The 25,457-nt window shown below is 44.7% G+C and carries 20 protein-coding genes; 6 read left to right on the plus strand and 14 right to left on the minus strand.

What is annotated here, in order from left to right; translation table 11 throughout:
* Positions 1-27: 27 nt before the first annotated feature.
* From LKO28_RS04410 to LKO28_RS04455, 10 genes are all read right to left on the minus strand, one after another.
* A complete protein-coding gene (locus LKO28_RS04410) occupies positions 28-1,419 on the minus strand; it encodes an aminopeptidase P family protein (RefSeq protein ID WP_227693479.1) in 1,392 nt (463 codons plus the stop codon).
* A gap of 39 nt (positions 1,420-1,458) precedes the next feature.
* The gene (locus tag LKO28_RS04415) at positions 1,459-2,400 is read right to left on the minus strand and encodes an ornithine cyclodeaminase family protein (protein WP_227693480.1); all 942 of its coding nucleotides are present in this window, start codon (positions 2,398-2,400) and stop codon (positions 1,459-1,461) included.
* 45 nt (positions 2,401-2,445) lie between these two features.
* Entirely contained in the window at positions 2,446-4,686 is a 2,241-nt protein-coding gene (locus tag LKO28_RS04420; RefSeq protein ID WP_227693481.1) for a S9 family peptidase, read from the minus strand.
* A complete protein-coding gene (locus LKO28_RS04425; RefSeq protein WP_227693482.1) occupies positions 4,679-6,097 on the minus strand; it encodes an APC family permease in 1,419 nt (472 codons plus the stop codon). The genes LKO28_RS04420 and LKO28_RS04425 overlap by 8 nt, the downstream gene beginning before the upstream one ends.
* Positions 6,098-6,105: 8 nt before the next feature.
* The gene (locus LKO28_RS04430; RefSeq protein ID WP_227693483.1) at positions 6,106-7,851 is read right to left on the minus strand and encodes a DUF885 family protein; all 1,746 of its coding nucleotides are present in this window, start codon (positions 7,849-7,851) and stop codon (positions 6,106-6,108) included.
* A gap of 20 nt (positions 7,852-7,871) precedes the next feature.
* Positions 7,872-9,134, minus strand: a complete 1,263-nt coding sequence (locus tag LKO28_RS04435; RefSeq protein ID WP_227693484.1) for an NAD(P)/FAD-dependent oxidoreductase — start codon at positions 9,132-9,134, stop codon at positions 7,872-7,874.
* Between the two features lie 27 nt (positions 9,135-9,161).
* Positions 9,162-10,160 (minus strand): 4-hydroxyproline epimerase, encoded by a 999-nt coding sequence (locus LKO28_RS04440; protein ID WP_227693485.1) that lies wholly within the window; start codon positions 10,158-10,160, stop codon positions 9,162-9,164.
* 17 nt (positions 10,161-10,177) lie between these two features.
* A complete protein-coding gene (locus LKO28_RS04445; RefSeq protein WP_227693486.1) occupies positions 10,178-11,650 on the minus strand; it encodes an aldehyde dehydrogenase (NADP(+)) in 1,473 nt (490 codons plus the stop codon).
* A 6-nt stretch (positions 11,651-11,656) separates the two neighbouring features.
* Positions 11,657-12,556 (minus strand): dihydrodipicolinate synthase family protein, encoded by a 900-nt coding sequence (locus LKO28_RS04450; RefSeq protein ID WP_227693487.1) that lies wholly within the window; start codon positions 12,554-12,556, stop codon positions 11,657-11,659.
* A 90-nt stretch (positions 12,557-12,646) separates the two neighbouring features.
* The gene (locus tag LKO28_RS04455) at positions 12,647-13,513 is read right to left on the minus strand and encodes an AraC family transcriptional regulator (RefSeq protein WP_227693488.1); all 867 of its coding nucleotides are present in this window, start codon (positions 13,511-13,513) and stop codon (positions 12,647-12,649) included.
* 235 nt (positions 13,514-13,748) lie between these two features.
* Here LKO28_RS04455 and LKO28_RS04460 point away from each other — a divergent pair, with 235 nt between their 5' ends.
* On the plus strand, positions 13,749-16,460 hold the full coding sequence (locus tag LKO28_RS04460) for a DUF5695 domain-containing protein (RefSeq protein WP_227693489.1): 2,712 nt from the start codon (positions 13,749-13,751) through the stop codon (positions 16,458-16,460).
* A gap of 427 nt (positions 16,461-16,887) precedes the next feature.
* Positions 16,888-17,034: a hypothetical protein gene (locus tag LKO28_RS04465; RefSeq protein WP_227693490.1), complete on the plus strand. Its 147-nt coding sequence runs from the start codon at positions 16,888-16,890 to the stop codon at positions 17,032-17,034.
* A 439-nt stretch (positions 17,035-17,473) separates the two neighbouring features.
* Here LKO28_RS04465 and LKO28_RS04470 read toward each other — a convergent pair whose 3' ends face one another.
* Together LKO28_RS04470 and LKO28_RS04475 are read right to left on the minus strand one after the other, a co-directional pair.
* A complete protein-coding gene (locus tag LKO28_RS04470; RefSeq protein WP_227693491.1) occupies positions 17,474-17,929 on the minus strand; it encodes a hypothetical protein in 456 nt (151 codons plus the stop codon).
* Between the two features lie 114 nt (positions 17,930-18,043).
* Entirely contained in the window at positions 18,044-18,472 is a 429-nt protein-coding gene (locus LKO28_RS04475; protein ID WP_227693492.1) for a hypothetical protein, read from the minus strand.
* Between the two features lie 427 nt (positions 18,473-18,899).
* On the opposite strand from LKO28_RS04475, the gene LKO28_RS04480 reads away from it, so the two are divergent.
* A complete protein-coding gene (locus LKO28_RS04480) occupies positions 18,900-19,481 on the plus strand; it encodes a L,D-transpeptidase (protein ID WP_227693493.1) in 582 nt (193 codons plus the stop codon).
* A 51-nt stretch (positions 19,482-19,532) separates the two neighbouring features.
* On the opposite strand, the gene LKO28_RS04485 is transcribed toward LKO28_RS04480, so the two are convergent.
* The gene (locus LKO28_RS04485; RefSeq protein ID WP_227693494.1) at positions 19,533-20,531 is read right to left on the minus strand and encodes a 2-hydroxyacid dehydrogenase; all 999 of its coding nucleotides are present in this window, start codon (positions 20,529-20,531) and stop codon (positions 19,533-19,535) included.
* A 132-nt stretch (positions 20,532-20,663) separates the two neighbouring features.
* Here LKO28_RS04485 and LKO28_RS04490 point away from each other — a divergent pair, with 132 nt between their 5' ends.
* From LKO28_RS04490 to gldN, 3 genes are read left to right on the plus strand one after another with little or no spacing between them, the layout of a single operon-like run.
* Positions 20,664-21,356 (plus strand): hypothetical protein, encoded by a 693-nt coding sequence (locus tag LKO28_RS04490; protein ID WP_227693495.1) that lies wholly within the window; start codon positions 20,664-20,666, stop codon positions 21,354-21,356.
* A 36-nt stretch (positions 21,357-21,392) separates the two neighbouring features.
* Positions 21,393-22,691, plus strand: a complete 1,299-nt coding sequence (locus LKO28_RS04495) for an SUMF1/EgtB/PvdO family nonheme iron enzyme (protein ID WP_227693496.1) — start codon at positions 21,393-21,395, stop codon at positions 22,689-22,691.
* A 41-nt stretch (positions 22,692-22,732) separates the two neighbouring features.
* On the plus strand, positions 22,733-23,821 hold the full coding sequence (gene gldN / locus LKO28_RS04500; RefSeq protein ID WP_227693497.1) for a gliding motility protein GldN: 1,089 nt from the start codon (positions 22,733-22,735) through the stop codon (positions 23,819-23,821).
* An 85-nt stretch (positions 23,822-23,906) separates the two neighbouring features.
* Here the strand turns inward: gldN and gldM are convergent, their stop codons facing one another.
* The gene (gldM, locus tag LKO28_RS04505) at positions 23,907-25,445 is read right to left on the minus strand and encodes a gliding motility protein GldM (RefSeq protein ID WP_227693498.1); all 1,539 of its coding nucleotides are present in this window, start codon (positions 25,443-25,445) and stop codon (positions 23,907-23,909) included.
* Positions 25,446-25,457 lie beyond the last annotated feature (12 nt).

The following is a 25,457-nucleotide window of genomic DNA, read 5'->3' on the forward strand; positions in this document are numbered from 1 at the left end:
ATAATCGCTATACGTACGCAAATCAGATCAACAAAAACTTGACCTATAGGCTTCTATTTCATCTACCGTGATCATTAATTCGGGACCCAAAACACGATTTCCGCGTGGTGTAATCAAAAAATTATCCTCTATACGGATACCGCCGAAGTTACGGTATTGTGCCAGTGTTGCATAGTTTATAAAAGCGCTATGTTTCTTTTCTGCTTGCCATCGGTCAATCAATTCGGGTATGATATATATACCGGGTTCGACGGTGATTACATAACCGGACTGCAGCGCTTTTCCGAGCCTTAAAGATTTTAACCCAAAGGTTTCCGTATCCTTGGGTTCATCCTCGGTATAACCCACGTATTGTTCTCCTAGATCTTCCATATCGTGAACATCCAACCCCATCATATGCCCTAAACCACATTGAAAAAACAAGGTATGCGCATGGTTTTGGACAGCTTCTTCCGGGTCACCATGCATCAATCCTAACTCTATCAACCCGGTAACCAAGGATCTAGCAGCTTGCAGGTGGACCTCTTTGAACTGTGCGCCAGGCTGCAACATGCAGCGCGCATCAGCAAAAGCTTTTAATACCACTTGATACACCTCTCGTTGTTGCACCGTGAAGGTTCGATCCACCGGAAAAGTACGTGTCAAATCCGCAGCATAGCCCATAGCGGTCTCCGCACCAGAATCATTCAACACCATATCACCGCTTTGGAGCGTGTGCTGCCGATAATGATTATGTAACACTTCTCCATGAACCGTTACGATTGGTGGATAAGCGAGTGAACAACTTTGATCAGCCGCCAATTTCTGAATCGCATTCACGATCTCAAATTCTTTCATACCCGGTTTGGCGATCTGCATAGCCAACCGATGCATATCCACCGAAACCTGCACCGCCTTTTCGATCTGTTCGATCTCCTGATCTTCCTTGACAGACCGTTGTTTTACCACCGCCCTGATCAAGGTTGCGGAAGGGCTAATTGCTGCGCGGGGAATTCCCAACACCTCCTGAAGCAAAATCTCACTATACGATTGATAAGGAGGAAGATAATGAACCTTTCTATTCCCCCGCAACATGTTTTGTATATAGGCGCCCAGCTGATTAAAGGGGCGCACTTCCTGCAGGCCAGCTTTCAGGCATTTATCCTGTAATGTTTCTTGTCTACCCATCCAAATCACATCGTCCAAATCATGTTCATCCCCAAAAAGGATATCTCGATTTTCGTCTACATCAAATAAGACAGCCAATCGGGGCACCTGTATACCGACATAGTACAGAAAGGAACTGTCCTGTCGGAAAGGGTAGGTATTATGTTCAAAATTGATGGGGCTTTCTATATGGCCCAGCAGCAGGATCCCTCCATGGGAAACCTCTTTTTTCAATATTTCTCGTCTTCGCTGATAGGTTGTTGATGAAAACATATTTTATGTATAATCCGTCCGAAAATCTAAAAAGTATCCCTATTCAATTGGAAGACTGCGGTACACCAGCAGCGCTGCCGCAAAATCTTCGATGGCCAGGCCAGCCGATTTAAACAGTGTAATCTCACTTTCGCTTCCTCTACCCAGATGTTCCCCTTTACATAATTCGACAATATCGGCTTTTACGGCTTGTGGATCTAAAACTCCTTGGGCAATAGGTATGGCCATTTCACCCGTTTCGTGCAATGCACCCGCTCTAGAATCTACAAAAATGCTACTCTTGCGAATCGCGTCGTCATCCACTTCCCGACTTTTGGGCGTATGGGCCCCAATCAAATCCAAATGTGTTCCAGCCTGCACCCATTCTCCCTTAATTAACGGTACCTGAGACAGGGTCGCGGTAGAAATAACGTCCGCATTTCGCACTGCCTCTTCTAAATCTGCTACCAACATTATAGGCACACCTTTCTTTTTCTGTTCTTCCACAAATTGCTTTCCTTTCTCCTTATTTCGCATCCACACCCATACCCGTTCATAATTTCTAACACAGCGATGTGCATCAAGGAGATGTTCCGCGACCTTTCCTCCACCCACGATCAGTAAAGTCTTTACATCTTTCCGTACTAAGTAAGAGGCCGCTAACGCGGAAGCACAAGCCGTGCGCCGAGCCGTGAGTTCGGTTGCATCCATCTGGGCTAGCGGCCTACCCGTAACCGCGTCCAGAAGTGTGTAAATGGCGTGTATCGCCGGCAAATGCTTCGTATGGTTATCAGGCGCCACCACCACCTGTTTAATCCCTATATACTCGCTATTCCAGCAAGGCATCAGAATAAGCGTATTTTCTTGTCCTTCTTTGTTTTCATAAAAATGGTGATGGCGTACAGGCATCGTATATGCCGATTTAAACATCGCTTCCAACGCTTCTATAAGCGCTTTGTGCGTCAACCGTGTCGCTATGGTTTCATTATCTACAAAAATCATCTTTTTCCTTTTTAACTTCCTATCCCTAATTAGGGAGTATAACATTTATTTGTGCAAACTCCAAGCCGGCGGATCAACTCCCATCAAGTGCTTTACAAAAAAATCACGACGCTTTTTTTCGCCATAAGTTCCCCCTGAGGAATGTCCCATTCCCGGCACCACAATCAATTCATGATCCTTCTCTGCTTTAATCAATGCATGCACAAGCTGATAAGTCGATGCAGGATCTACATTATCATCCAGTTCGCCCACAATTAGCATTAATTTTCCTTCCAGTTTTGCCGCGTGTTCTACATTTGAACTCGCAGCGTATTCCGGTCCCACCGGCCATCCCATCCATTGTTCATTCCACCAGATCTTGTCCATCCGATTGTCGTGGCACCCGCAGGAAGAGACCGCTACCTTATAAAACTCTGGGTGAAACAATAAGGCGGCTGTTGAGCTTTGTCCCCCCGCCGATGTCCCGTAAATCCCTACCCTATCCAAATCCATATAGGGATATTTTTTCGCCGCTTCTTTCATCCAAATAATACGATCCGGAAAGCCTGCATCTTTTAGATTCTTCCAACAAACATCGTGGAACGCTTTCGAGCGGTTAGAGGTGCCCATTCCGTCGATCTGCAGCACAATAAAACCCAGTTCAGCAAGTTCTTGCATACCACTCGGATTTGGCGTAAACGTTTTAGGGACGAAAGAACTGTGGGGGCCTGCATAGATATACTCTATAACAGGGTATTTTTTAGTTGGATCAAAATTCGTCGGCCGCACGATAATGCCCCATATATCGTGTACACCGTCTCTACCTTTTGCCGTAAATACTTCCGGAGCACGCCAGCCTTCCTTTTTTAAGGCTTCTTCACTAGCGTGTTCCAGTTCCATCACCACGCGTCCTTTCCGGTCCCTCAGCACCGATATCGGAGCCTGATCCACGCGAGAGTAAACGTCTACGAAATAATGATGATCCCTATTAAAGTAGGCCCGATGGCTGGCGTTTTCCTGCGTGAGTGTCCGAAGATTTTTCCCATCAAAATCAACGATATAATAATGTATAAAGTAAGGATCCTGGCCTTGATGTTTACCACTCCCCTCAAAAATAATCTCCCGCCTTCCTTCGTCCACATGCACCACCTTACGCACAACCCATTCGCCTTTCGTAATCTGGTTGAGGACTTGACCACGATTTCCATCATACAAATAGAGATGATTCCAACCATCTCTTTCCGAAGCCCAGATCAACTGGCTTCCGTCGTTTACATCATAGCGATAACGCTTACCACTGTAATCGATAAATGTTTTACTTGTCTCATTGACTATATATCGGGTAGCCCCATCCAGCGCACTCAACGCAACGATAGCATATTGTTGATGCCCACGTTTATTAAATTCAAAAGTCACCGAACGACTGTCTTGGCGCCAACCCAAACGACTTAACGAAAATTGGTTATCCACCATAGCGGGATCGACTTTATACAACTTGTTAGACTCCAAATTGTAAATAACCGGATAATATTGAGGCAAAGCGTCTCCAGGCTTCGGGTAATCTCGAGTTTGCAACTTGGGCTGCAGCTGGTCCAAAGGAGAAGATTCCAACAAAGTAAGCTGACGCACTTCAGCCTTGCGCACCTTCATGCCTGCAACTTTTTTCCCGTCCGGCGACCATTGTATATCCGCGGCGTAATATTCACCCGGACTTCCGTCGTACGTTAGTTGACGTTCCGTTTGTGGGTTTTCTTTCTCAGCGATATAGATATTGTTATTTTTAAGATACGCAATAGTCGATCCATTAGGAGACGCTACAGGCTTGCCTTTGCTATCATCAAAACGTCTTCCCCAATATCCACCACCACTGTCTTGTCGGATGACGCTATCTTTTTTGTGCAGTTGATTCTTCCTTCTGTCCCAAGACCATACCCATCGCTCATATTCAAAATCAAACACACTATCGCCAGCCAACTTGATACTTCGGCGAGGAACACTTTCAAAGCTAACCGTTTTACCGACTTCTTCAGCAAGTTGTCTTTCCAATAAGGTCTTGTCAAATAGTGCTTCCTTGGAGGGCTTAGCTGGGTTTACGAGTACAAAAACCCTACCCGCAGCGGTGTTTTTTTCATACCAGGACAACGTACCCGCTTCATCCCATTGCACCTCCATAGGAACGTCCCACACCTTATTACTGATTTTATTCGCTATATCCCGAGCACGTTGATAGTCTGCTGCGTTGCCCTGTGCAAAACTCCCGTAAAAAGCTAAAAGATAGCAAAGTGTAATCAATTTTCTTTTATACATTTTTCTCGCTTTTGTTGTTAATCATATAAAAAATTGGAATTCCCGTTAGCGCTATAAAAATTCCAGGCAAGGTATAAGTCGGCTTATAGACGATCATCAATAGCACAAAGCTGACGCCCATCACGATATAGATAATGGGTAAATAGGGATATCCAAAAGCTTTATAGGGTCGCTGCGCCCCGGGGCGGGTATACCGCAAACGGATAACCCCCGCTACCCCCAGCACATAAAATATAACGACCACACTGGTAATCATATCCAATAGATCCCCATATTTCCCACTTAAGCACCAAATAGCAGCAATGATGCCTTGTAACCACAGGGCGTATGCAGGCACCGCATTCTTATTTAATCGCCCTACTTTTTTAAAAAACAGCCCATCTAACGCCATGGAGTAATAAACCCGTGCCCCAGAAAGAATAATCCCATTATTACAGCCAAACGTACTGATCATAATCAATACGGCAATGAGGGTGATCCCCACCGGTCCAAAAATCTCTTGCGCAGCCCGCATAGCGACTCGATCCTTTGGCGCGTTCACCATGGTTTGTAAATCGAGAACAGCGGTATACATGAGGTTGGTCAAGAGGTACACGACGGTTACCGTGATCGTTCCCAAGGCCAAACTCAATCCGATGTTACGCTGAGGATTTTTAATTTCCCCACCTACGGCCGATGAAGAATGCCAGGAATCACTACTGAACAAAGCACCTACCAATGCCGCCGACAGCGCCCCGAGTGCTCCGACCGTCGTATAATCTTCGAAGCTCCCATCCAAGTTAAGCTTGCGCAGGTTCCATATATCCGAGTGAGACCAATTCAGCATCCAAATTTCATGTTTGAATGCTAAAAAGCCAAACAGGAGTAGTAATAAAAGACTACCAATTTTGATTAAGGTCAGCGTCGTTTGTACGCGCTTCCCGCTATTAATCCCGAGGGAATTGATAAAAGTAAGCGAAATAATCACCACGATAGCCAGTAACTGGGCGGAAGATACCGAATAGGTACCTAAACGAAGTACAATGACATCTTCGTCTAAAATAGGGAATAGATAAGCGGTAAATTTAGCAAAAGCCACCCCCACGGCTGCAATAGTAGCGGTTTGTATAACGGCAAAGAAAGTCCAGCCGAAAACAAAACTCACCAATGGATTATAAGCCTCCCGAAGGTAGATATACTGCCCGCCCGCTTTGGGAAACATCGCACTGAGTTCGCCGTAAGTCAGCGCAGCGGTCAAGGTCATGAAGCCACAGATCACCCAAACCAGTATTAACCAGCCTGCAGATCCGGTATGACGAGCGATATCGGCCGAGACAATAAAAATCCCCGAACCAATCATACTCCCAGCCACCAGCATGGTCGCATCCAGCAGGCCCATCGATTTATGAAAACCTTGATTTCTTTGCCCCATCACCCCATCTATTTAAAAGAATAGAATTTCCATGCAGCCTCATGATCTGGCGAAAGATCCTGCTCGATCAATATCGCTCGCAGCATCTCCATCGGCATATAATTCTCTTTGATAACCCGGTCGTGGAATACTTTATAAGACATCATCCCCTTGTCAACCAATTCTTTTTTTATCGCCATTAATTGCAGACCGCCGACTAAATAAGCTAACTGGTAAAGTTCCCCGTAATTCGCTTCGAACGATCTTTTGACTTCCCCATGCGCGTTTGCCTGCTCAAACCCCACTTGGTCGACCAAATAATCAATACACTGTTGCGGCGTCCATTCGCCCAAATGAAATTGAATACTAAACGTAATACGGGCGCACCGGTGCATCCGCCAGAACAACATCCCTAAACGTTCTTCGGGCGTTTTCGCAAATCCTTTATCATACATCAGGAGCTCCCAATAGAGTGTCCAACCCTCTGTCCAAAACGGTGTATTAAACGCTTTTTCCCGATAAGGCTTATACCGTCGATTCATAAAATATTGTAAATGATGCCCCGGATTTAATTCATGTTGCACCGTCGGGAACGAGAAATAAGGATTATTTCCGCGCATACTCATCCGTTTCTGCTCATGGGTCATCCCATCCGTGGGATAGGAAATACTAATTTCCCGTCCACCCGTGAAGAATGGATTGATCTGTTGCCTTTCCGGTGTCATCATAATCATTCCCCAAGTCTCATCGGCAAGTGGTGGTATATCCATCAAATCATTTTCGCGGATAAAATCCTGCGCCGCGTTGTACAGTCTTAAGATAAGTTCGGGTTGCTGGCCGGCAGGTACGAAGGCGTTTTTAACTTTCTCCTGAGCAGCTTTCCAATCTTGACCAAACCCCATTTCTGCGGTAGCGGCCAGCAGTTCGGCCTGACACCAGGCAAACTCCTGATCAGCCAATCGTAATAAATCATCGGCCGAATATGCGATCATCTCCTTTTTCAATTGCGCGTTGAGTGCTTCCCGACCGATCGGATTTCCGCCAATACCACTGCCGTCATCAAAAATCGCTCGCTCCACCTGCGTGTGGAGCGCCGCCGCATAGCGGTCCATATATTCCGATAGCTGTTGATAGGGCTGTGGCACCCACCAGGTAAACATCGGATCATAACCATGATAAAAATCGTAAACGCTCTGTAATCTTAATTTCAGCGAATGTAACACCTCTTGTAAGAGTTGGACATCTTTAAACGTCAGCGTCGCGTCTTCTGTTAGGTCTCTTTCGGCTTGCATCACCCTTTTAGTGATACTGTTTATCTGCTCCGCAACCTCTTCGCCGTTTATCGTCGTTCCCCTTCTTCGAAGTTTTTCCAATACATAAATATCGCTGCTGAAAGCAATATATTTATCCAACTGTTCTAAACGGACTTTCTTATTTTCGAGTTCTTCACTGTACTGCTTTATTTTCCTATTCAACAAAATGTAGTCGACCTGACCATTGGTTTCCAATTGATCATAAGGATACGACGCCAGTTTATCCAGATAGGATCGATTCAATAATAATAGCCTCTCTAATTGCTCCGGCGACTCGTAAGCAGGCTGGTGTCCCCATCCTTTCGGCATGGGTCCGTAAAAATAATTTATAGCCTGTACGTCATGGCCATACTGGACAATCAAGGGTTCGATCGGTGTAGTATGACTATAGTCGTTTAGATCTTGTGCTGGTGACATGGAAGAAAAAAATAACGCAGGTAGAAGAATATATTTTATCATCATTAAAGGTTTATGCATGCCGATTACGAAAATCGATCAGGTTTAAATTTCTGTATATCAATTTCGGTAAAACGGTTCCCCAGAATATCGGCGATTGTTTTTCCAAAAGCAGGCCCTAAGCTTAAGCCCATCATACCGGCTCCACCCGCAACCGTAACATTAGCGAATCGATTTACCCTGCCCAAATAGGGGATCCCATCGGGCGAACAAGGGCGATAGCCCAACCACACCTTATCCCGGGGATAATCGACATTTAGCGATGGGAAATAGCGCGGAATAGCTTCGACAATCCCTTTCACACGGCTTTGATAAACGGTATTATTCGCGCTACCTAACTCCATCGTGCCGCTAAATCGAATTTGCCCATCCATGGGTGTAACGGCTACCCTAGCTTCCACCAGAAGAGCAGCATGCTTCAACTGGCGCTCACCTTCAGGCGCATACATAAAAGAATAACCCTTACCAGGCATAACGGGAATCTTCAGACCCAATTTCGAAGCCAGTTCGGGCAACGATGCTCCCGTCGCCAACACCACTTCGTCGGCTGTAAAGTCTCCTCGGTTAGTCTGCACCTGTTTAACCCGCTGTGCCGCTTGTACGAATTTTGTGACATGGGTGTATTCCTGAAAATCTACCCCCGCTTCTTTCAAATACGCGATAAGCTGTCGCATCAGTTTCTGTGGGCAGAGTTTTCCGTCGCACTTATAGCGTATACCTCCTCGTACATCTACTTTCAAATGAGGCTCCAGCTCCTGAATACCCGCACTATCCAACACCTCAACATCCAGTCCAAGATCCCGTCCCCGTTGGGCAACTTCAATTTCTTCACGTTCTACTTCAGGCGTTTTATAAAGCAACATAATACCATTTTTCTCCAGCTCAAAATTAAAACCGGGCATTTTGGCAATAGCATCATATAGACCACTGCTGTATAAATTTGCATCGCGTATGGCCTCCACGTGGTTGTCCACGTGTCGCCTATTCGCCGATTTCATAAAAGTTATTCCCCAGTTCAGTAAATTCCAGTTCAAGCTAGGCCGTATGTAAAAAGGACTCTTCTTATTGAACATCCATCTCAAGCCTTTTTCCACCATCCCTGGTGCCGCCAACGGGATGAAATGGCTCGGCACAATCATCCCCGCATTTCCGTACGAACAATTATCTGCTAAACTACCTTGCTCTAATACCGTGACTTTCCAACCGTCCCGCACCAAGTAAAATGCAGAAGACAGCCCCGCTATGCCAGCGCCGATTATAATTACGGTTCCTTTGTTTGCTGTTCTCAACTTAAATATATCTCGTATTTCTATAAATCACATGACTTGAAATCCTTCCTTATAAGGGTCTTCATCATCAATAAAAATCGTGTTGTATCCCGTGATACGCGCCCAACCTTCTATAGAAGGTACGATAGCGGGTTTCCCGGCCACCTCCGTTTCTTCTTCGATCCGCCCGATAAATTGTGATCCGATGTAGCTTTCATGGACAAACACGTCTCCTCCTCGGAGCTTACCTTTTGCATACCATTGTGCCATACGTGCGGAAGTGCCGGTTCCACAGGGAGAGCGATCCAAGGCATTTTCTCCCACAAGTACCGCATTTCGCCCAGAAGAATTCGGGAGCATAGGCGCACCTGTCCACTGAATATGACTTAGGCCTCGGATATTGGGATCTTCTGGATGGATAAATTCATATCGTTCATTTAATAGACCCCGGATAATTTTACCGTAGTGAATAAGTTGCCGTGCCGAAAAAGCACTGATATCCGGGAAATTTTCCTGCGGATCGATAATACCATAGAAATTCCCACCGTAAGCAACGTCGACCACTAACGTCCCTAGATCTGCACAATCCGCCGTTAGGCGCTCGCTATGCAGAAAAGATTTTACATTCGTTAATTTAACCGATTCCACCTTCTCCCCAACTTGCTTGTAATCAATCAACACCAGTCCCGCGGGTGTTTCGAGCCGTAACTTGCCAGGCACCTTCGGCTGCACTAACCCTTCCTCTATAGCAATCGTCACGGTCCCTATCGTGCCATGTCCACACATGGGCAAACAGCCACTCGTTTCGATATATAATACACCAATATCATTAGCCGGGTCGATGGCTGGATACAAAATGCTTCCACTCATCATATCGTGCCCGCGGGGCTCGAACATGAGGCCTTTACGTATCCAATCATAAGATTGCATAAAATGCAAGCGCCGCTCCATCATCGAATTGCCGTTCAGCAAAGGCGCTCCGCCCGCGATTAGACGGACAGGACAACCGCAAGTATGTGCGTCTATACAAAAAAATGTCTTCTTCATTTTTTTAACGTCTATGCTTATTCATCGGATGCAAGCGCACGACGATTATCAACTATCCTTTCAATCTGCAGTGGATTCTCGTCTTTCAGCTCTAGCGGCAAAAATTCATCGGGCCAATTCTGAAAGCTGACCGGGCGAAGGAAACGTTTAACAGCATCCGGCCCTACAGAAGTAAAACGACTATCGGTCGTTGCGGGATAAGGGCCACCATGCTGCATGGCATATACCACCTCTACCCCTGTCGGCATCCCGCCGAAAAGTATACGACCACATTTTTCCTGCGCCTTATCCAGTAAAGCAGTATTTGTTCGGATATCTTCCGTCGTCGCCGCAAAAGTAATGGTCAACTGCCCTTCGAGCGATTCCACGATCTTACCCAGTTCGGCGGAACTATCACATTCTACCAATAATCCAGTAGGGCCAAAAACTTCCGCAGCAAGCGCTTTATTTTCCAAAAATGCCGTTCCTGTTGTCGAATAGAGTGCCGCAACGCCCGTATCTGTCGCAGATACGCGCCCTTCCCCCAGCAGTTCGACACCACCCTGCATCGATAACTTAGATTTGGCCGAATTATAATCCCGCATAATTCCCCAATGCAGCATCTTTGCGTCGTCTACCGTCTGTATCGCCGCTCGCAGTTCTTTTTTAAAACCCGCTAGCGATTCGTCTTTCAACACAAACAATAGTCCGGGATTCGTACAAAACTGCCCTACGCCCAAGGTCAGTGACTGCACATATGCTGCGGCAAGCGCTGTTTGATTAGCCTTCAGGTATTGTGGGAGCACAAACACGGGGTTCACACTGCCCATTTCGGCAAATACCGGAATAGGTTCTTCACGAAGCGCAGCAATATCGAATAAGGATCTACCTGCACCCAGCGAGCCTGTAAAGGCCACGGCCTTGATGACAGGATGTCTCACCAGCGATTGACCAATGGCATGACTCCCGCCTTGCAGATAGCTAAAAACCGATGCCGGTGCACCGAACTTTTCCAAACCACGACCAATCGCTTGTGCCATGAGTTGCGAAGTTTGGGGGTGACCCGGATGCTCTTTAAATACCACAGAACATCCCGCTCCTATCGCACTGGCGGTATCGCCGCCTGCCGTAGAAAACGCAAACGGAAAATTGCTCGCACCAAAAACCGCAACGGGTCCTATCCCTTTGTTATATTTCCGAATATCCGCCTTGGCAGCTCCATCCCCTTTATCAATACGTGCTTCCGCGTAAATTCCCGTTTTCACAGCATCGGCATAAGATCGCCATTGATTCACCGTACGCGCCTTTTCTCCTCTTAACCGAGCCAAGGGTAAAGCCGATTCCGTGTGTGCAATTTCTAGCAGCCCATCATCCAGCGCTTCTATTTCATCAGCAATAGTATGCATCAACACCGACCGCTCTTTTAAAGAAATATGCTGCAGGTATCGGTACCCCGATAAGGAACCGTTAATAATGGCATCGATTTGTTCGTCGGATATTTCTATAAACATACACAATCAAATTTGAGGTCTCAATGCAACTGCATCGTCAATTATTTTATGAATTCGTTTTTCTTCTTCTCCTTCCAACGGAAGCCTTGGCGCACGCGTATATGGGGTACTCAGCCCTTCCTTAGTCGCGGCCAATTTAATATACTGCACTAACTTTGGCTGTATATCGAGCTCCAACAAAGGCATAAACCATCGATAGATATCCACTGCTTTTTTGATATCTCCTTTCCGAAACGCATCAAAAATGGCAAATGTTTCGCGCGGAAAAGCGTCTACCAAACCGGCCACCGTACCATCCGCCCCGACTACCAAACTCTCCAAGAAAATGGTGTCCACACCACCCAAAATTTTCAAACGATCACCAAAGCGATTCCGTAATCGTGTAATATTTGTCAAATCGCGAGTCGATTCCTTCACAGCTTGTATATTCGGTTCTTGAAGCAATTCTTCGAACATATCTAAGGTAATGTAGATGCCGTAATCTACGGGATTATTGTAGATAAGAATAGGTAAACTCGTGCTCTGGGCAACCGTCCGGAAGTACGTTACAACTTCGACATCGTCTGCGCGATAACGCATCGGTGGAAGCACCATCAATCCTGTAGCCCCCAATTTCTCAGCCTTTTGCGCGAAAGCAACAGCATCCCGCGTTGTATTTTCCGCCACGTTAAGCAACACCGGACACCGCCCGTTTACTACCCCCAACGTATAGGTCAATAGTTCAAATTTTTCGTCCGTGGTCAATACGCTGGCTTCCCCTAGCGTTCCAGCTAGAATTAAACCTTCGCTACCCGCCGCTAATTGGGCTTCAATATTTATAGCCAGCATTTCCAAATCCAAGTCACCGTTCTCGTGAAATGGTGTTAACATCGCAGGGAAAATCCCACTCCAATTTAAATTTGTCATAACTATTATTTGTTTACTCAAAACTATGACCTATCTAAATGGAATGCTACTCTAGTTTTAATCAAAACTTATCCGATTTTAACACCATCCTCAATGCACATTACTTTTATAACGTCCGTGATATTCTTTCGGCGAAAAACCGGTAACTGTCCGAAATACGCGATTGAAATTGGTAATGCTATTAAAACCCGAATTATACGCCACCAATCCGATACTTTCATACCGCTCCGAAGTAATCAGTCGGCAAGCTTCTTGAATACGAAGTTCATTGATATAACTTACAAAAGTCAGCCCCGTATGTTTTTTAAAATATCGGCAGAAAGCCTGTGGTGTGAGGCTAGCATGGCTAGCCGCCTCTTCTAAGGTTATGTTTCGTTTAAAATTACTTTTTACGTAACGACATATCTCGTGGATACGCAACATACCATCGTCCTTATCCTGCAAACCCGATGCAGAAAGCGGCTTAAGCTCATCAGATACCGCACTCAGTTCCTTGAGCAAGAATAAAAAACTGATTAAACGTTCTAACATACTGGACTTCTTCATTAACATAATCCGTCGTTTCACCCGCCCTTTATAGCCTTCCGGCACCTTAAAGCCATTTGAATTCCGTTGCACAAATTCGATTAATCCCTCCAACTCGGGCATATGAGACAAATGCGAGAGCATTCCTTTTATATGGAAGAAAACAGACACACACTCGACCCCGTGTGGCGCCAGCATGTCCGTATCGCTTTTAAATACATGCGGTTGGTTGGAGCCCAATAAAAATATATCGTTTTCTTGAAAGGGATGAAAACTATCCGCGACAAATAGTGTTCCTGTCCCTCGTACAATCCACATAAATTGATACTCTTCATGCTTATGAAAATAGGGGTAAAACTCCTGAAGCTTATCTTCTTGAACATGCAAAGATTTATCCTTGGGGAATGGCACATTAAACTGAATCATTCTCATGACAACATAGGTTTATCGTTCACTATTTAAACTATAACACCGGCGTATAGTTACGAATGAAAGTTACGATATTAACCTAATATTAACAATATCGCCTCGCATATTGGTGAAAATAAGGTCGGTTTTGGTTAAAATTGAATAACATTATAATTTAAAACTGCATTACCTTTAAATTATCCACCTATCATTATTAGATATGCGCAAATCAAAAAAAAATCTAACAAAACAACTACGTATGTATCTTTTTAGATGGTCTGTATTATCCGTGCTCTTGCAAGCTTCTAGCGGATTACTTCATGCCCAACATGCGATTTGGGATAAAATCCAGCAACAACCGATGACACTGGGTATAGATCAAGGCAGTAGTACGTTCACGGTATCTCCATTCAAGTTGGATATATTACAAACGTCACAAACCCTATCCTCCCTAAAATTAAACGACGACCCACATTTCGATTACACGCCGGATGAACTCTTGAGCAAACGCGATCGCGACGGCTTCTTCCACCTCGGCGACATCAATTTGTCGATCCGGCAGGTAGGCACATCCGAATGGGCGCATTTTTCTTCTGCCGAACAACGTCGGCCGGTGAATTCACTCCCCACAAACCAAAATACATTGGCCGCCGCAGACATAACCGCCACGTTGGGCAACATACCATTAACCGTACATCGTTTCTGGGAGAACGTCCATGGCGATCTTAGTTTACGTTTCGTCATCAAAAACAACACCGATCAAGCTGTGGAAATCGGAAGTCTGGGCATTCCCATGATATTCAATAATAATCTGGATGGGAAAAGCTTAGATAGCGCCCACGCTGATAATGTTTTTTTTGACCCTTATATCGGTATGGAGGCCGGTTATTTACAGGTAAACAGATTGCATGGAAATGGCCCGAGCTTATTGGTCTTGCCGCAAGAAAACGCAGCGTTTGAGGCCTACAATCCCCTAAACAGCGACCCTACTCCACGTAGCATCACCTTTGAAGGCTTTCATGAGTGGATGATCCATAGCAAAGCACACGCGGAAACGGAATGGAAAGACGCCGAACAATGGAACGAGCCCACATCTACGGTATTAGAAGCAGGAGCATCCAAAAGCTTTTCGCTGCGTTTTGTTTTAGCTCCCAGTATTAAACAAATCGAAGAGGAACTCATTCGTCAGCAGCGCCCGGTGGCTATAGGAGCACCCGGTTACGTGCTTCCTCAAAATAGCCCGGCAAAGCTCTTTTTAAAATACCCGAAAAAGGTTGAGAAAATAGAAGTTCATCCTAGGGAGGCGTTGTCATTCCAACAGCTCACTCCTACGCCAAACCAATGGGCGAGCTATATGGTCACCGGTCACACCTGGGGCAGAGCACGTGTCACCGTAACCTATGCCGATGGATTAACACAGACCATACAATACAAAGTGATCAAGCCGGAGCAAGAAGTGGTACGCGACCTTGGGCATTTCCTAACCACCAAACAATGGTACGAAAACCCCAATGACCCTTTCAAACGTTCGCCGTCCATTATCACCTACGACTACGAAACACAATCGCCGGTCACGCAGGAACAGCGCGCATGGTACGCGGGACTGAGCGACGAAGCCGGTGCGGCCAGTTGGCTCGCCGCAATGATGAAACAAATACTACTGCCTAATGCCGAAGAAATCCATAAACTAAAACGATTTGCAAACGAAACCCTTTACGGGCGTATACAACACGCCGAAGGAAAAGATAAATATGGCGTGGTAAAAAGTTTGTTTTATTATGAGCCGGATTCCATGCCAGCAGGCACATACAGCGATACGATCAATTGGAACGCTTGGTCCGCATGGCCTAAAAAAGAAGCAGACAACCTCGGACGATCCTACAACTACCCGCACGTTGCTGCAGCACATTGGGTGTTGTACCGTTTGGCACGAAATTACAACGGGCTCGTGTCGGATGAGTCTTGGCAAACCTACTTGGACCGCGCTTACCAAACCGCGCTTGCTATGGTAGAAAAAGCCCCCCATTATGCCCAATTCGGACAAATGGAAGGCAGCATATTCTTGATTATCTTAACCGAACTCCAAAAAGAAGGCTTGCACACCTCGGCTGCCAAACTCGAAGCCGTCATGAAAAACCGAGCGTTGCACTGGAAAAGCCTAAACTATCCATTTGGCAGTGAAATGCCCTGGGACTCCACCGGTCAAGAAGAAGTGTACTTATGGTCGCAATACTTTGGGTTTGATGCAAAAGCCCAAACCACCCTTCGCGCCATTTTGGCCTATATGCCTACCGTTCCGCATTGGGGGTATAATGGCAGCGCCAGACGCTATTGGGACTTTGTTTATGGGGGTAAATTATCCCGAATCGAACGACAGCTCCACCATTATGGCTCAGCCTTAAATGCTATTCCCGTTTTGACTGCATATCGAAGCGATCCAGATGATTTTTATTTACTGCGTATTGGACACGCCGGAACAATGGGCGCTTTAGCCAATGTTACAGAAGATGGATTCGGTCCGGCAGCGTTTCACTCCTACCCTTCGACATTAGCAAATGACGGTATAACAGGCGATTACGGCTGTGGCTTCTACGGTTATGCCGTGAATTCGGGCACCTATATCCACCGTCATCCCGAATTTGGCTGGCTCGCCTTTAGTGGAAATCTCACGGAAAACGATAATAGGATTCGGGTAGAACTGACCACTGCATCCAAAGCTCGTGTATTTTTAGCGGAAGAGAAACTTTGGATAACCACAGATGCCGGCCAAATTTCGTCTTTGTTATATAACCCCAGTACGAAAGTAGTTGAACTTACCTTGCGCAACCAAGATGTTGATATTAACCCCTACGTACTACTGAATATTGAGGGGGAAAACCACTACATCGCGGAGGCTATCCAACAAGATGAACAAGGTCGATACCCGATTCCGAACACGACCGGTAAGATAAAGTTAGTACCAAAAAAATAAGGACGTACGTCGTTTTCTTCGACTGTTCTTCGACACTTGTTCGACAGCTGTTCGACAGTTCTTCGACTCCGCTTCGGGTTTCTTCGGCTGCTAGTCGAAGAACACCCGAAGTGCTGCCGAAGAAAAGCTCTGCCTGTTTCGAACTTATCCGCTATTTTTCCCCTACAATTCCCAAATACCAGCCGTTCGCTGGTCTAAAAACCCTCCATTTCAGCTGAATTTTCAGGGTCCGTTAGCATCCTTACCATCGTGCTGTGCTGGGACGCTGCGTGTCTTTTTTGGTCGGTGATGATACTGCCGTCTATCAAGTTGTCTCAATTTGTTCCATTATTCTTTTCGCATGCTGCGGAGCTATAGTTTAGCTTCCGATATCAGAAAAACGTCGTACCTGTCCGCAATGGTTTAACAAATTAAATAATCAGAAAAAATGGCAAAATTTTTAAAAGGCATCTACGGAGCCTATACCGAAAAAGTTGGTAATGTAATCGGCAGTAGCTGGCCTAACGTGGACGACGTGAAAAGTTTACCGAAGCAGCGTTCGACGAAAAATAACATTTTTTTTGTTGCTTTTTAATCGATCAATCAAAAAATAATATTGGAATTGCCACGGATAAGACAATTGTCTATGGTAAGTCCAATTTTTTAAAAGAATTTACATAACTTCTGGTCTGTCATTTCCTTTCGACATAACGGTCAATTGTAAAATAAAGCAGAATCGGATATAATATTCCCGCAATAATAATAGGCTCCCAGAAGCTCATAGGATTTGACTTTAACATATAACCCATATATCCCCCAGCCAAGAATGCGTAGCAAACGGTGTAGAAGACCGTAAAAACGAGACTCTTTACAAGCAGAGATAAAGGTTTTCGCTTCTCACTAAAATAATCTTTAATTAATTGAAAAGGAAGCAATATCAATAGCAGAAAGATGATGGGCAGAAAAGGATCGAACAGATAAAAATGGAAATGTAATAAATTATTTTCGTCATCAATGCCATCACTTATTTGTAATCATAATTTTTCATTCGCTATTTTTTCGACGTAACGATCTATCAATAAATACAAGAGTGCCGAAATGGGAACGCCTATACCTATCGCGGATCCTAAATATAACGCGTAATAATCGTATATCGGCCCCCTAACAAATAACATCACCTCCAAAAGGACAATCCCTGTAAAGACGAGCATTTTTTTCCACAATGTCAACGCTTGTCTATTCTTCCAGTAATAGCCATCCTTTATGATTTGAAACGGAAGCAACATAAATAATAAAGGGAATATGAAACTTATCATAAAATCTCTCCCATACACCTCATATAGGTATTCAGATAAAGAAGTAATATGAAAATCATAATATTTATAAACGCCGTAAAAAATTGCATCGTAAGTGCTTGGCCACCATCTAACTAAAAATAGAAATGGCAAAAGTAAACCAACTAGAATATTTCCAATAATCTTCCTTATCATAATCATTGCAATCAGAATTCAATTTACTAAGCGGTAGCTTTCCATCTAATAAGTTTATTTTGTTGTCAATCAATTCAACTGATCTAAAACATGCATAACTTCCGGTTTATTACTTTATTCAACGTGACGATCGACCATAAAATAAAGTAGGATATTAGCGCACCCTCCTAAACCTAATGCAAAAACAGGATAAGCGAAATTATGCCACCAAGGAATCATCCATATATTTAAAAACATCCCACATAATAACAAATAAAACATAATTAGTGCACTAATAGTCATCCATTTCCCTACAAACGAAAAAGGCTTATGATTATCGTTCATATTATCCTTGATTGATTGAAAGGGCAATAGGATGAATAAGGTAAATAGCGCCGATGGCAACATATAACCATAAACATAAAAAAAACGCCCTATGTTTTCGTATAGCGTGTAAGTATTGGGGTATCCTCTAGAAATTTCACCTCTATAATATTGGATAAAGAATAGGACTGGCAGAATTACAAATGCCAAGAAGCAATTAACAACAATTTTTCTTTTCATAGTTAGTTCATTATAGCTTGAACATCAGCCGCACCTCGGCTATGGCTCCCGTGTTACCGCGTGGTTAAGGTATACCATTACGGGCGAAATAAAAAAAGAAATTTAAGCACTATGTTATCGTTCATATAAGAAATAAGTTATTTAAGAATTCACTAATCTAAGTCTATTCCAACGTATCTATAACGTTCAAAAAAGTACGCTTAACTAAGGCTAAGCTATACAAAATTACGTAGATACACATTGCCGGACGTTTAATTTTCCGACAAAATGTTTCATTTTTTTAACAAAACACCACTCAATTAGGCGAAGAGCTGGGCGTTTAGCTGACACAAAATCCGTTTCTACCCGTAAAGTTGTACAACTTATATTTTACATCGGTTTAAATTTGGTTTATTTTTTGCAGGATAGCCTAATAAAATTAAAAGCTATGCGAAGTATACGTTACATTTTTCTATTTTCTATCCTATCCACTTTCTTCTCATGTAGGGAAAGAACACCTGCAACACAAAACGATACGGAATCCGATTCCGCCGAAATCAAATTGATGATCAGCATATCGCAACGGCAGCTCTTTGTAATAGAAGGCGATGACACGGTCAAGCGGTATGCGATAGCCGTCGGTAAACAGGGACATCCAACTCCACAGGGTGATTTCAAAATACATCAGATTGATTGGAATCCAGACTGGACACCGCCGGACAGCGAATGGTCAAAAGATAAAACATACAAAAAACCCGGTGAAGCGGGAAATCCTATGGGACGGGCACGCATCATTTACCAGATGCCCTACACGATCCACGGCACCACTGATCTCGAATCGTTAGGTGAGGCAGAGTCGCACGGTTCAGTACGCATGGCCAATACGGAGGTAATCGAACTAGCTCGTTTTTTAATGGAACGAAGCGGCACAAACAAGCCCGAAGAATGGTTTGATCGTGTGTTAAGCGACTCTACGTCGATGGAATCGGTGGAATTAGCGCGGAGTATACCACTGACGAATGTGGAATGAATAAGGGCAAAAACACCGCATTTATCGTACTGTAGAATTGCTGTAAGGGCCTTATACAACAATCGCTTGCTCATTAGCGGGTTTACGTCCTTGGAGCAATTCTACAATATTGCTTAGCGTAGTGGAAGCAATCTGCGTCAATGCCTCCTGCGTAAAGAAGGCTTGGTGTGCGGTAATCAGTACGTTAGGAAAGCTCATCAGACGTTGCAAGGTATCGTCTTGGATAATCGTATCGCTAAGATCTCTAAAAAACACATGTTCCTCCTGCTCGTATACATCTAAGGCAAGCCCCCCTATTTTACCAGTTTTGAGCGCCTCTATCACAGCAGTAGTATCGATCAACGCCCCTCGACTGGTATTTAACAACACCACTCCATCTTTCATGTGCTGTAGGGATGTATGGTTGATCATATGCCTGTTTTCGGGCGTTAAAGGACAATGAAGCGATATAATATCAGACGATTTATACAAGGTATCTATGCTTACATACGACACGCCCATTTCCATCAGTTCTTTATCTTCGTAGAGATCAAAAGCAACTATTCTACATCCAAAACCGTTCACAACACGACAAAAGGCCTTCCCGATTTTTCCAGTTCCCACGATCCCAATAGTTTTACCGTGAAGGTTAAACCCTAAAAGACCGTTCAACGAAAAATTTTGTTCCCGCACGCGGTTATAGGCTTTATGCGTTTTGCGATTCAGCGTGAGCAGCATTGCCATAGCGTGTTCAGCAACCGCTTCTGGCGAATAAGCCGGGACCCGACAAACGGAAATGCCAAATTCCCGTGCAGCATCTACATCCACGTTATTAAAACCAGCACAGCGCAAAGCCACTATCTTAATACCCCGCTCGGCCAAGACCTCCAGTACCTCACGGTTTACCCGGTCATTCACAAAAACGCACACCGCATCTACGTCGTTTACAGCTTGTACAATATGAGGACCTAAAGGGGTGTCATAAAATTGATATTCGAAACGTTCATCTTGGTTTTCACGATTGAAAAACACGCGGTCATAAGGCTGGGTGGAAAAGAAAGCAATCTTCATCTCAATATAGTGGGTTTTATATTCTGTATAGCCTTAAAATTAAGAGAAAAATAGCAATATAAAAATTAAGGCAAGATAATTGCTTCGCTAGTATCGATTTTTATTTAATGCATTCATAAATCAATACACAACATGAAAAGAAGTATTTTTTTTGCTTTTATTTTATTCTCTTTTTTCTCTTTACAGACTACTTTCGCACAATTTTCTCGTCCGATCAGTTTAGGAGCCGGCGCAGGTGGTACCATGGTATGGGCTGATTTAGGAAATACCGATACGCGATTTGCAGGTTACCTAGAAGCCGAAGGATTAATAACCCCCTTTATATCCGTCGGTGTGAAAGGTGAAAAAGGGATGCTTAGTGCTTATGGATGGAATAGCGATTTCGAAAACAGCTACCTAGCCTTGCATGCTAATGCGAAAGTCAGGCTCGGCCAGTTCTTATCGTTACCCGAAAACTACAGCTATTATACGTTGGGAGCAGGCACCTTTAGCAAGATACTCGCAAACATCTACGTAGGAGCCGGTGTTGGCGCCCTGAAAAACAACATTAACCACCGCATAGACCCTACTTATCAAGGCTCTATTGAGAGCGCGGGGGGAGAAATTTCCGACGACCTAAACGGCTACCAACTGGCGATCCCGCTCCATATCGGCTTAGACATACCGATCGGACGAACACTCTATGGTCCACGTTGGGCTATCAACATCAATTACCAACAGTCCTTGCTTCCGAAAGACAACGTTGACGGGGTAATTAACAGCAAAATGGACCAATATTCCTACCTTTCTTTAGGCGTAAAATTAGCTTTGTTCAACCGTAATTAACAGAAAACATCCACACAGATTATAAATGACAATATAATGAATAAGAAGAATTTGAGACACAAGTTATCCAAACCTAGAACGATTATCTTCGGATTGCTAACTTCATTGATAGTCGTCGCGGCGTGTAAATCAAACCATTTTTATAATGCTCCGAAAGTATCCGCGTTCAAAGGCGGCAAACTTCCCGCTCCTCCGGGCATGGTATATGTACCTTCTGGAACTATTCTGTATAAAAGTTCGTTGGACAGTGGAAATGTGGGTAAAAACATCAGCCTGAGCGCATTCTTTATCGATGAAACGGAAGTGACGAATAAACAATATCGGCAGTTTGTAAACTGGGTAGCAGACTCCGTTGCCGTTACCGACTACCTAAACGATGAGCAATATTTTTTAGATATCGTTGGTGAAGATGGCCAACGCCGGATAGATTGGAAACGCGTAAAGCGTGTCTCGCCCCTCTGGCGGAGTAATGATCCATCCATTCAAGAACGATTGGCACCGATGGTCTTGATGAAAGGAGCACGTCGAGCATTGAACGAAGAGGTTGTAAAATATCGTTTCTCGTATTTGAGGGCGAACGGACAAGAGGAAACGGAGTATGTTACGGATACTGTCCCCGTGATGCCTATAGCAGATATCTGGTCAAAAGATTTCCCGAATGCACAGCTAGCCTCTATGGATGCCAATTACTTTACGCATGAGTCATTTGATTATTATCCCGTAGTGGGGGTGACTTGGAAACAAGCCCGCGCATACACCGATTGGAGAGGTAAAGAATTAATGGCCAACATTATGAAAAATTCTTATTTGAGCGGCTACCACCTCACCTTCAGCCTGCCGACCGAAGCGCAATGGCAATATGCTGCGGAAGGAAAACTAGATCCACGGGATACGATTTCTGGAACACGGCTAACCATTGATGGCAAAGAAGGTAAAAAGAAACTGGCGGTTAATTACAAACAAGGAGAAGGTACCTATTCACAAGATGGCGCTACCTTTACGGTCCCTGCGAAATCGTATACCCCTAATGCTTTCGGTATTTATAACATGGCGGGAAACGTCTCGGAATGGACGCTTGACGCTTACAGCCCCTCCGCCATTGCTTTCGTAAATGACCTAAATCCCGTTCTATTATACGATGCGCGCGATAGCGATAGCGATGCGCTAAAACGTAAAGTAGTGCGCGGTGGTTCTTGGAAAGACAACGGTGAGCAGTTAAACAGCGAAACTCGAAACTATGTTGTGGAGTATGAACCACACTCCTATATCGGTTTCCGCTGCGTCATGTCTGCTTTTGAGATGCCTACCGACCAAAGTAAAACAAGGAGATATTAGTCAAAGAGTGAATAGGATTTAGAAATATAAAATTAGGAGAGATGAAAGCATTGATCACCATCGCTTTAATCGGTGGATTTAACTATACGATAGCACAACAACTGGTCGATATTCAACCGCAACAAGACACGACCGTGTTTGATACACTTACACAAGATGTTCTGCTGGACAACGGACAGCAGAATGCATTGTACGACACGGGCAATCAAGAGATATTGACCGATACCATACCGGTAACGGACGGTTTCTATCAGGCGAACAACTTGGAAGATGCCGTTCCATTTGCCTACCCAAAAGTAAATATGAAAAATATCCGTTTTTACAAACGGGTATGGCGAGACATCGATTTGTCCAATGAAGAGAATTATATTTACGCCATTCCGGGGGCTTCGCTCATAGAAGCCATTATGCAGGGGATAAACGAAGGCAAATTAACGCCCTACAGCCCAGAAGATGATACATTTAAAACAAAAATGACCGCTAGCCAAGGTGTGGCACAGTTTGCCGACAGTGTGTTGGTCCCTATTTTTGACGAAGAAGGAAACCAGATTGATGCACAGATGACCTTAAATGAGTTTAATCCACAACGCGTGACGAAGTTTCGGATCAAAGAGGATATATTCTTTGACAAACAACGGGGCCGTTTGGAAACACGCATCATCGGCGTAGCCCCCTTGATGGACATCTCTACGTCGGCCGAATTAGCCGAGGCAGTAGGTTCAACACCGGCATTTTGGTTGTATTTTCCCCAACTCCGTTACACACTGGTTAAGGTAGACGTTTCTGACCCGGATAGAGGACTGTATGATATGAGTATGGATGACTTGTTCGTTCAACGGAAGTTCGCCAGCACGATTATCCGCGAGTCTTCCCCTAGCGCGATGCGTCAAGAAGCCCAATATGCAGAGAATGTCTTGGAACAAAGACAAGAAGCGCAACAAATTGAGGATAAACTGGAAGCCTACAAAGAACGCCTCTGGTCAGCACCAAAAGGTGTTAATCCCGAAGAGCTAGAGAATTATCAGCCGTCCGCGCAAAAACAAAATAACCAGCCATCTACAGAGGACACCTCCACGACAACGGATACGATGGAGGAAGACCCGACATCGGAAACAGAAGAATTGGAATAATTGGAGCTATGCATTTACGCATACCTATAAAAAATGCCACTCGAAAAAGGAGTGGCATTTTTATTTTTATAGATCGGACAACTTATTAGTTAGCGGTTAGTGCAACCGCATTTAACTGTCTGGGCGAACCATCCGGACCGACCGCTATAATATTATCAAATATCACCCGTGTACCTGGGCCTATACCATTTAACGCCGATTTCATACTGGAACTCAACGTACCTCCATTCGTAGAAAGCACGATCGCATCCGCGCGTGGTTTGGCGATAATCATACTGAATTTGGTGACCTTGAATTTGGCGTCAAAGTCAAAGTTATCCAATGTAGCAAATAAAGCATTCTGCGCTTTAAGCGCCACGGTTGCCATTGTACCACCTGTTTTTCCCGCGAATTTGGCAATCGGATCCGGTATCCGTTTCACCCTAAATTCCGTTGTACTCAATGTCTGGGTTTTGCCCGGTGCTACTTCTGCGGATACGGATATACGCGCCGTTCCCGGAGAACTTACCGTCACGTTATATTTTCCGCCCGATCCCGCAATGCGTCCGCCTCCCCCGTTCATACTGACGTTGATCTTATTCGTCGGTGTACCCGGTGCGGAAACAGAAATCGGATTATTGACCCCGATATAAAGCACATTCATTTTGTCCGGCGAAACCACCGCCGATGGACGCGCCACCTGATAGGTCTGCTCCGGCGTACGGTATTCCTTGATGGTTCCGTCCGTTTGCTTTACTTGAATGGTTCCCGACCAAGTGAAAATCCCCTCTTGGTTGGTAGGGACGGTATAAACTCCCTTTCCATCCACGACCTGCAGCGCCGTCCCGTTGACACTAATAACGGGTTCCGACTTAGAATCTGAAGCTGTTAAGAACACTTCTGCCGTGTATGGCTGCCCTTGTACAAGATAAGATGTAGGGGCTACCGCTACCGCTGCAAATTTATCCAAGTTCACCACCGCCTGATCCATCTTACCTAAAATAAGCTTCACGACATCCGATTCGGCGTTTTGCGCGTCGACTTGGATCTTCGTAAGCGTGGTCATAGCAGCAGTCAGGGGGGTGCCACTGCCGAAGTTGATATCCTCCCATTTTCGTTTGCCGTTAGCGGCCTTCTCTGGATCTTTCGCTTCCAAAGAGAATGAAACCGATTTACGGTCGTCTTCACTTAGCAACGACAATAACTTCTCACGGGTGTCGTTTATTTTATCTTTTAATGCGGCACCTCTTTTCCCATTAATCATCAGATGCGGAGCAATGTCTGCATTTTCCCGGCGCACCAAGTCACCAGTATCTTCATCATATCCTCCACCCTGTTTCTCGAACTCCTGTTTCAATTCATTAATGTAGGTCTCCAATTCCTCCACCACTGCACTTGCTTGTTTGGCCTGTTCGTAGATGGGCTTGGCCCGTTCTGGTTCTTCTTTCAATTTTGTCTGCTCAAATGCAGCAAACAACTGTTCGACAGAATTGTCGACATTGGTTTTAGATGCTTCCAGACTGTCGTTGATATTTTTAAAAGCATCTAATATGGAGTTTGGTACATTCAATGCGAGTAAGGCTAGCAATACCAAATATAGGATATTGATCATGCGTTGCCTTGGCGTCTCTCTTCCGTAAGCCATTCTTTTCCTTTT

The organism is Sphingobacterium sp. FBM7-1 (genome assembly GCF_020687765.1).
Taxonomy (GTDB): domain Bacteria; phylum Bacteroidota; class Bacteroidia; order Sphingobacteriales; family Sphingobacteriaceae; genus Sphingobacterium.

Excerpts from the sequence above, each read along its gene's own strand:
- LKO28_RS04430 (WP_227693483.1), bottom strand. The coding sequence starts at position 7,851 with ATGATGATAAAATATATTCTTCTACCTGCGTTATTTTTTTCTTCCATG.
- LKO28_RS04485 (WP_227693494.1), bottom strand. The coding sequence starts at position 20,531 with ATGAAGATTGCTTTCTTTTCCACCCAGCCTTATGACCGCGTGTTTTTC.
- LKO28_RS04495 (WP_227693496.1), top strand. The coding sequence starts at position 21,393 with ATGAATAAGAAGAATTTGAGACACAAGTTATCCAAACCTAGAACGATT.
- LKO28_RS04480 (WP_227693493.1), top strand. The coding sequence starts at position 18,900 with ATGCGAAGTATACGTTACATTTTTCTATTTTCTATCCTATCCACTTTC.
- LKO28_RS04460 (WP_227693489.1), top strand. The coding sequence starts at position 13,749 with ATGTATCTTTTTAGATGGTCTGTATTATCCGTGCTCTTGCAAGCTTCT.
- LKO28_RS04440 (WP_227693485.1), bottom strand. The coding sequence starts at position 10,160 with ATGAAGAAGACATTTTTTTGTATAGACGCACATACTTGCGGTTGTCCT.
- LKO28_RS04470 (WP_227693491.1), bottom strand. The coding sequence starts at position 17,929 with ATGATAAGGAAGATTATTGGAAATATTCTAGTTGGTTTACTTTTGCCA.
- gldN (WP_227693497.1), top strand. The coding sequence starts at position 22,733 with ATGAAAGCATTGATCACCATCGCTTTAATCGGTGGATTTAACTATACG.
- LKO28_RS04455 (WP_227693488.1), bottom strand. The coding sequence starts at position 13,513 with ATGAGAATGATTCAGTTTAATGTGCCATTCCCCAAGGATAAATCTTTG.
- LKO28_RS04475 (WP_227693492.1), bottom strand. The coding sequence starts at position 18,472 with ATGAAAAGAAAAATTGTTGTTAATTGCTTCTTGGCATTTGTAATTCTG.
- LKO28_RS04415 (WP_227693480.1), bottom strand. The coding sequence starts at position 2,400 with ATGATTTTTGTAGATAATGAAACCATAGCGACACGGTTGACGCACAAA.
- LKO28_RS04420 (WP_227693481.1), bottom strand. The coding sequence starts at position 4,686 with ATGTATAAAAGAAAATTGATTACACTTTGCTATCTTTTAGCTTTTTAC.
- LKO28_RS04410 (WP_227693479.1), bottom strand. The coding sequence starts at position 1,419 with ATGTTTTCATCAACAACCTATCAGCGAAGACGAGAAATATTGAAAAAA.
- LKO28_RS04445 (WP_227693486.1), bottom strand. The coding sequence starts at position 11,650 with ATGTTTATAGAAATATCCGACGAACAAATCGATGCCATTATTAACGGT.
- LKO28_RS04425 (WP_227693482.1), bottom strand. The coding sequence starts at position 6,097 with ATGGGGCAAAGAAATCAAGGTTTTCATAAATCGATGGGCCTGCTGGAT.
- gldM (WP_227693498.1), bottom strand. The coding sequence starts at position 25,445 with ATGGCTTACGGAAGAGAGACGCCAAGGCAACGCATGATCAATATCCTA.
- LKO28_RS04490 (WP_227693495.1), top strand. The coding sequence starts at position 20,664 with ATGAAAAGAAGTATTTTTTTTGCTTTTATTTTATTCTCTTTTTTCTCT.
- LKO28_RS04450 (WP_227693487.1), bottom strand. The coding sequence starts at position 12,556 with ATGACAAATTTAAATTGGAGTGGGATTTTCCCTGCGATGTTAACACCA.
- LKO28_RS04465 (WP_227693490.1), top strand. The coding sequence starts at position 16,888 with ATGGCAAAATTTTTAAAAGGCATCTACGGAGCCTATACCGAAAAAGTT.